Raw genomic sequence first — 6,107 nt, 5'->3', positions numbered from 1 at the left:
GGTGGTCGCCAGGGCCGGGACCATCAGCGGCAGGATGACGTGGAAGAAGATCCGCGCGTGCCCCGCGCCGTCGATCCGAGCCGCCTCATCGATCTCGCGGGGGATACCCCGGATGAACTGCACCATCAGGAAGATGAAGAAGGCGTCGGTCGCCAGGAACTTCGGCACGATCAGGGGCAGGAACGTGTTGACCCAGCCGAGTTCCGAGTACAGGACGTACTGCGGCACGATGATCACGTGGACCGGCAGCATGATGGTGACGAGCATGATGGCGAACAGCACGCGCTTCGCCCGGAATTCCAGTCTGGCGAACGCGTACGCGGCCAGGGAGCAGGCGAGGAGGTTCCCGAGGATCGCGCCGGTGACGACGATCGCTGAGTTGATCATGTAGTGACTGAACGGTTGGGAGAAGGCGTTCCAGCCGTTGCTGTAGTTCTCGAAGCGCGGGTGCGTCAGGGCGAGTCCCGCACTGCGGAAGATCTGACTGTTGGGACGCAGAGAGCTGACCACCATCCACAGGACGGGGTACAGCATCGTGAGGGCGCAGAGGGCCAACAGGCAGTGCTTGAGAGGGGCGCGCACGGCGCGTCTGACCCGGCGTATCGCGTGAGGGCGGGGGGCGGGCAGCGAGCGGGGTACGGCTTCGGTGCGGTCAGTCATCGTAGAACACCCAGTACTTTGAGGCCCAGAAGTTGACGGCGGTGAAGGCCGCGACGATGAGGAGCAGGACCCACGCGAGCGCGGACGCGTACCCCATGTCGAAGTGGCCGAACCCGCGCTGGTACAGGTACAGCGAGAAGAAGAGGGTGGAGTCGGCGGGCCCTCCGGTACCGCCGGAGACCACGAAGGCCTGGGTGAAGGTCTGGAAGGCGTGGATGATCTGCAGCACCAGGTTGAAGAAGATGATGGGTGTCAGCAGCGGGATGGTGATGCTGCGGAACTGGCGCCAGCGCTTCGCGCCGTCGACGGAGGCCGCCTCGTAGAGGGAGGTCGGAATCTGCCGCAGCCCGGCGAGGAAGATCACCATGGGTGAGCCGAAGGTCCAGACGTTCAGGACGACGAGGGTCGACAGCGCCGTTCCCGGCTCCGAGATCCAGCCCTGCCCCTGGACACCGACGAGGGCCAGGGCCTCGTTGACCAGGCCGTTGGTCCCGAACATCGCGCGCCACAGCACGGCGATCGCCACGCTGCCGCCGATCAGTGACGGCAGGTAGAAGACGGAGCGGTAGAAGGCGAGGCCACGCACTCCCTTGTCCAGCACCAGGGCGAGCCCGAGGGCCATCGCCAGCTGCAACGGGACGGAGACGAGGACGTAGCTGAACGTCACTTCGAGCGACTTGTGCAGACGCTCGTCATCGAGCATGCGCGTCCAGTTCTCGACTCCGTTGAACTGCGGCGGCTGCAACAGGTTGTACTTGGTGAAGCTGAGGTAGAGCGAGGCCAGCATCGGGCCGAGAGTGATCCCGAAGAGCCCGACGAACCATGGCAGTAGGAAGAAGAACGCCGCCTTGTTCTGCTGTCGCGCGCCCCGTTGGGACCCGCGCAGCCGGCGTAGTTCGTTGATGGAGCTCACGGCACTGCTCCCTTGAGCGGCGGCATCGGAAACACAGTGGTGCGGGCTCGTCCCGGACCCCGCGTCACCCGAAAAGTGATCGTTCACTTTGTGGGTTGCGAGGACCATAGTGAACGATCCCTTTTTACGTCAAGAGTGTGTAGTCTCTGACTTCACCGAACGTTGGCGGAAGGGTGGGGGAAGCGGATGGATGGCGCTGACACGGCGCGACGACGGCCTACGATCACCGATGTGGCGCGGCTCGCCGGTGTGTCAACCCAGACGGTGTCGCGGTATCTGCGGTTCAACGGCGGGCTGAAGCCGGCGACCCTGGAACGCGTGGAGAAGGCCATACGGGAACTGGACTACCGTCCCAACCTGGTGGCGCGGTCGATGCGCACGCGAAAGACAGGCCGACTGGCCATCCTCATGCCTGCCATGGCCTTCAACCCCTCACGCATGCTGGCGGGTGCCGGCGCGACGGCGCAGGACGCAGGGTTTTTCGTGGATGTCGTGAGTGCCGGGGGCGGCGTACGCGCGAGGAGCGACCGCCTCCTGGAGCTCGCCGATTCGGGACAGTACGAGGGCATCCTCTCCCTCGCCCCCGTGCTTCCCGCCGTGGAGAGCAAACTGCACCAGAGGACCGCCGTGGTGATCTCGGCCGACTTCGACGACGAGATGCGCGGCATCGGGCAGCTGGCCGACGCCACGCCCCTGATGCGGATGATCGAGCACTTGGCGGCGCTCGGTCACTCCCGGTTCCTCCATGTGGCGGGCGACGCGCAGTTCGCCTCCGCGAGGGCGCGCAAGCAGAGCTATCTGGAGACCGTCGAACGCCTCGGGGTCGAGTCCGTCGGGGTCTTCGACGGAGACTGGTCGGGAGAGTCCGGCATCGAGGCGATCCGGTCGCTGCCGAGCCGTGCGCGGCCGACCGCGGTGATCGCGGCCAACGACCTCGTCGCAGCCGGCGTCGTCCGGGGCGCCCGGGAGCGCGGCTGGGACGTGCCCGGAGACCTCAGCGTGACCGGTTGGGACAACGCCGGGGTCGGACAGTTCATGACCCCGTCGCTGACCACCGTCGACGTGGAGCTCGAACAACTGGGCAGTACGGCCATGGCCAAGCTGATCGCGGGTCTGAGGGACAGCGCGCCGGAGATGGCTGAGGGCTCCCTGTTCCGGATCGTCTGGCGGGAGTCGACGGCCGAGCCGCCTGCGGCAGGGCGTCTCAGTCGCGGGCGGTGACCAGCGCCGCCGCCGGGGTGGGCGCGGAGCAGGCGGACCGTGTCCGTCCCCTGCGCCTGCACCGCCCATCCGGCCCGGCCGTGGGTGCGGGCCGAACCGGCCGCGCACGCCGCGCGTCCTCAGGTGCGCATCGCCCTCAGTTCGCGTAGACGTCAAGCCGGCCGCACATCCCGAACTTCCCACGGGCGGCGGGCTGTTCAGACCTCACGGCGGCATCTGCGAGGTGAGGGGATTCCCCCCGCTCCAGCCAGTCGAGCTGCGCCCCGGTGGCTGCGGCGGAGGTTTCGGCGCCGTGTCGCCACCGCTCGCGCCACTCGGCGATGCGGGGCCGTACGAGCGCGGCGGCGGCACGGTGGAACGTGGCCAGGGCCTGTGGCCCGTCGGCCTCCCGAAGTGCCCGGTAGCCCTCCAGAGCGAGGTCCCGCCGGGCCCGGGCGACGCGCTCCTGCTCCTCCTCGGGCGCGTCGGCCGGGATGGCGGTGGCGCGGGCGTACGTCTCCGGATCGGTCAGGTACTCCGGGGGCAGCGTGAGGACCGCGTCCCCCGCCTCCGGCAGTCCGCTGTTCTGCATCAGAACGGTGATCCGCAGATCGCCCTCGTTGACCAGCCGGTGGATGGTGCCCGGCGTGAACCAGGCGACCGTGCCGGCCTGGAGCGGAGTGACCTCGTACCCGGAAGAGGTCAGCGTCTGCACGGCCCCGCGTCCGCCGGTGACGACATAAGCCTCTGAACACGCCAGGTGCATGTGAGGCGTGCCGCCGCACGCCCCGTCGGCGGCAGGCCAGTCGTACACCGACAGATGCGAGATGGCGACGCCCCCGGGCAATCCGGTGTTGGTTGTGTTCATGTGTGTGTCAACACTCCAGTTCCATGCAGTAAGCGCTTTCTATCCCTCTTAATTTACGTGCCGGTCGCCCCACTGGTCAATGTTCTGTCTAAAATCAGACCCGAATAGCGAAGCCGCAAGGAGGACGATGTGAACAATGGCTTGGTAGGTAAGAGCGTCTATGCCTTCGGCGACAGCATTGTGTACGGACATGTGTATCCGCACAGTTTCGTGGACGTAGTTGCAGAGCACGAGCGTATGGCCCTCACCAAGTTCGCCCGGAACGGCGCGACCATAGGCGCCGACCCGCATGCTTCCGGAGGACAGATACTCACGCAGGTCGAGCAAGTGACCGACATTGCGCCGGACTTCGTCGTCTTCGACGGAGGCACCAACGACGCGCAGTCCATTTTCCGGGACCGCGCGTACACGGTCGGCACCTACGCCGAAGAGTTTGAGAAGACGCTGCACGCCATGGAGCGGAAGTGGCCGACTGCCCGTATCGTGTACGTCGCCGCCCACAAGCTCGGCTCGCGGGACTGGGACACTCAGGTGGCGCTGCGCGAGGCGACCCGGGAAGCCTGCCGCAAGTGGGACATCGCCGTCGCCGACGTCTTCGGAGAGACCACGTTCGACACGCGTGACGACACCCAGCGCGCGAAATACACGTTCGACGACCTGGTCAACGGTTTCCCTGGCACAGAGGGATCGGGAACACATCCCAACGAGGCGGGTATCACCACTTTCTATGTGCCGGTGGTGAGCGCCACGCTGCAGCAGATTTCATCACATTGATCAGTAGGCAATCGGATCTGCCTGACCGATATCGGCCAGGCAGATCCTTTTTCATTTTCATGAAGTCAGCCTGAGCTGAGCATCATGGCGGACGAGGAAGCGCTTACTAGATCGGTACACTTACCGAAATGCTCACGCCACCAGACTGGCCCTGGCTTTCACTGGCCGAATCCGGTGCCGCGCGAGATCCGGACGTCGTCCACGTGCACCGCCCCGCGCTCACCCCCGTTCGAGTACCACGCGACCTTTGCGATCCCCGGCATCGAGGTGCGGAACGCCGCGTCGTTCAGCACGCGGTGGCCGTCGATGTCCAGGTCGAATCGCTGGTTCACGGTGTCCACGGTGAGCGTGACCCGGTACCACTTGCCATTGGTGTACGTACCGATCACCGTGTCCGTGGTTCCCTTGTACGCGTGGATCTGGCCGCGGGCGAAGGCGACGCTGACGGCTGGGGCACCGCTGGCGTTGTACACGTAGGGCAGCCCGAACCAGCCGGCCTGAGTGTCGTTGCGCATCACCTGCGTGTCGATGGTCACCACGCCCTGCATCGGGGTGCTGAAGAGCCGGGCGAGGTTGGTTCCGTCGGTCCCGCCGCCTTCGATGGTGCGGGTCAGCCGGACGCTCTTGTCGGTAGCGGACGGCGTCTCCACCACGGAGACGTCGTTGTTGGTCGAGATGACTCGCCATCCGTTGGTCCCATTGGCGAGCGCGCCGGTCGCCAGGCCGTCGAACGTGTCCGTGAACGCGATGTCGGGCGCGCCGCGTTCGAAGGCGCCGATCTCCGGACCGTTCCCGATCGGCACAGTTGCCCCGGCGTAGTCGAGACCGCCGTTGCCGGTGACTGTGGCTCCGGCGTCGACGAACACTGATCCCGACTGGAGCGCGAAGTTCGCCGCCGTGTCGAGCCTCGGGCCGTTCTCGTCGCCGTACGGCCCCGTGACGGAGGCATTCACGAACTGCGGCGCGCCGACCACGGCGTTCGCGTCCGACGCCGGCCGAGTAGTCAGGTTGGATGAGTATCCGTTGTTGTTGTAGGTGATGCTCGACGGTTGTATGAACTGGGGGGCGGACTGACCGGAGACGAACAGGTTGTTGGTGAACGTCGCCTTGCCGGAGACACCGCCGGTCACCATGTTCTGCGAATTGGTGTTGGCGATGGTGTTGTTGTAGATGTTCGCCACCGTGCCGCTCTGCTGCGACATGTGGATGTTCCACCGCGTGCTGCCGGTGATGACGTTGTAGCGGAGCACCACGCTGCCGAACTTGACCGCGGAGTTGCACGCACACAGCAGGATGCCGTCGCCGTTGTCGTGAAGGTAGTTGTACTGGAACACCTGGTTGGTGGTGCCGATGTCGGGGTCCAGGGCGTTCTGGTCGGCACCGCCCGAGGAGAGGTGGGTGCCCATGATCTCGTTGTGCTGGACCGTGACGCTGTCGGCCATGTTGGTCTCGACGCCGGAGACACCGACCCGGTCGATCACGTTGCCCTCGACGAGTCCGCCGCGGACGCCGGTGAGGTAGATGCCGTTGCAGCCGTAGGGCGTGTTCGCCTGCGTGATGTAGTTGCCGCGGAACGTGACGTCGGTGTACGGCGTGTAGGCGGGGTCGGTGGCCGTGGCGCGCTTGCCCCAGCCGGTGAAGACGGCACCGGGCGCGTCACCGGCGTACTGCTTCGTGACGATCCCGCTGAAC

Annotated in this window: 6 protein-coding genes; 2 read left to right on the top strand and 4 right to left on the bottom strand. The window is 66.1% G+C overall.

Annotated elements, in window-relative coordinates:
- Together IG99_RS42995 and IG99_RS42990 are read right to left on the bottom strand one after the other, a co-directional pair.
- Window positions 1–660, bottom strand: a 660-nt coding sequence (locus tag IG99_RS42995) for a carbohydrate ABC transporter permease (protein ID WP_037684431.1), incomplete at its 3' end; no start/stop codon positions are given.
- Complete coding sequence (locus IG99_RS42990) at window positions 653–1,564, bottom strand: carbohydrate ABC transporter permease (RefSeq protein WP_394298087.1); 912 nt, start codon at window positions 1,562–1,564, stop codon at window positions 653–655. The genes IG99_RS42990 and IG99_RS42995, both read right to left, overlap by 8 nt.
- A 240-nt stretch (window positions 1,565–1,804) precedes the next feature.
- On the opposite strand from IG99_RS42990, the gene IG99_RS42985 reads away from it, so the two are divergent.
- On the top strand, window positions 1,805–2,794 hold the full coding sequence (locus tag IG99_RS42985; protein WP_199815737.1) for a LacI family DNA-binding transcriptional regulator: 990 nt from the start codon (window positions 1,805–1,807) through the stop codon (window positions 2,792–2,794).
- A gap of 136 nt (window positions 2,795–2,930) precedes the next feature.
- Here the strand turns inward: IG99_RS42985 and IG99_RS42980 are convergent, their stop codons facing one another.
- On the bottom strand, window positions 2,931–3,641 hold the full coding sequence (locus tag IG99_RS42980) for a cupin domain-containing protein (RefSeq protein WP_037684422.1): 711 nt from the start codon (window positions 3,639–3,641) through the stop codon (window positions 2,931–2,933).
- 129 nt (window positions 3,642–3,770) lie between these two features.
- Between IG99_RS42980 and IG99_RS42975 the strand changes: the two genes are divergently transcribed.
- Window positions 3,771–4,415 (top strand): SGNH/GDSL hydrolase family protein, encoded by a 645-nt coding sequence (locus IG99_RS42975; RefSeq protein ID WP_078948270.1) that lies wholly within the window; start codon window positions 3,771–3,773, stop codon window positions 4,413–4,415.
- Window positions 4,416–4,573: 158 nt separating this feature from the next.
- On the opposite strand, the gene IG99_RS44670 is transcribed toward IG99_RS42975, so the two are convergent.
- A partial coding sequence (locus IG99_RS44670; RefSeq protein ID WP_199815736.1) for a right-handed parallel beta-helix repeat-containing protein occupies window positions 4,574–6,107 on the bottom strand: 1,534 nt, incomplete at its 5' end.

The sequence above is a fragment of the Streptomyces griseus subsp. griseus genome, assembly GCF_000720255.1.
In the GTDB taxonomy this organism is placed as follows: Bacteria; Actinomycetota; Actinomycetes; order Streptomycetales; family Streptomycetaceae; genus Streptomyces; species Streptomyces griseus_I.
This window is presented reverse-complemented; position numbering and strand designations above follow the sequence as displayed.

Coding starts and splice junctions, on each gene's coding strand:
- IG99_RS42980 (WP_037684422.1), bottom strand. CDS start 3,641: ATGAACACAACCAACACCGGATTGCCCGGGGGCGTCGCCATCTCGCAT.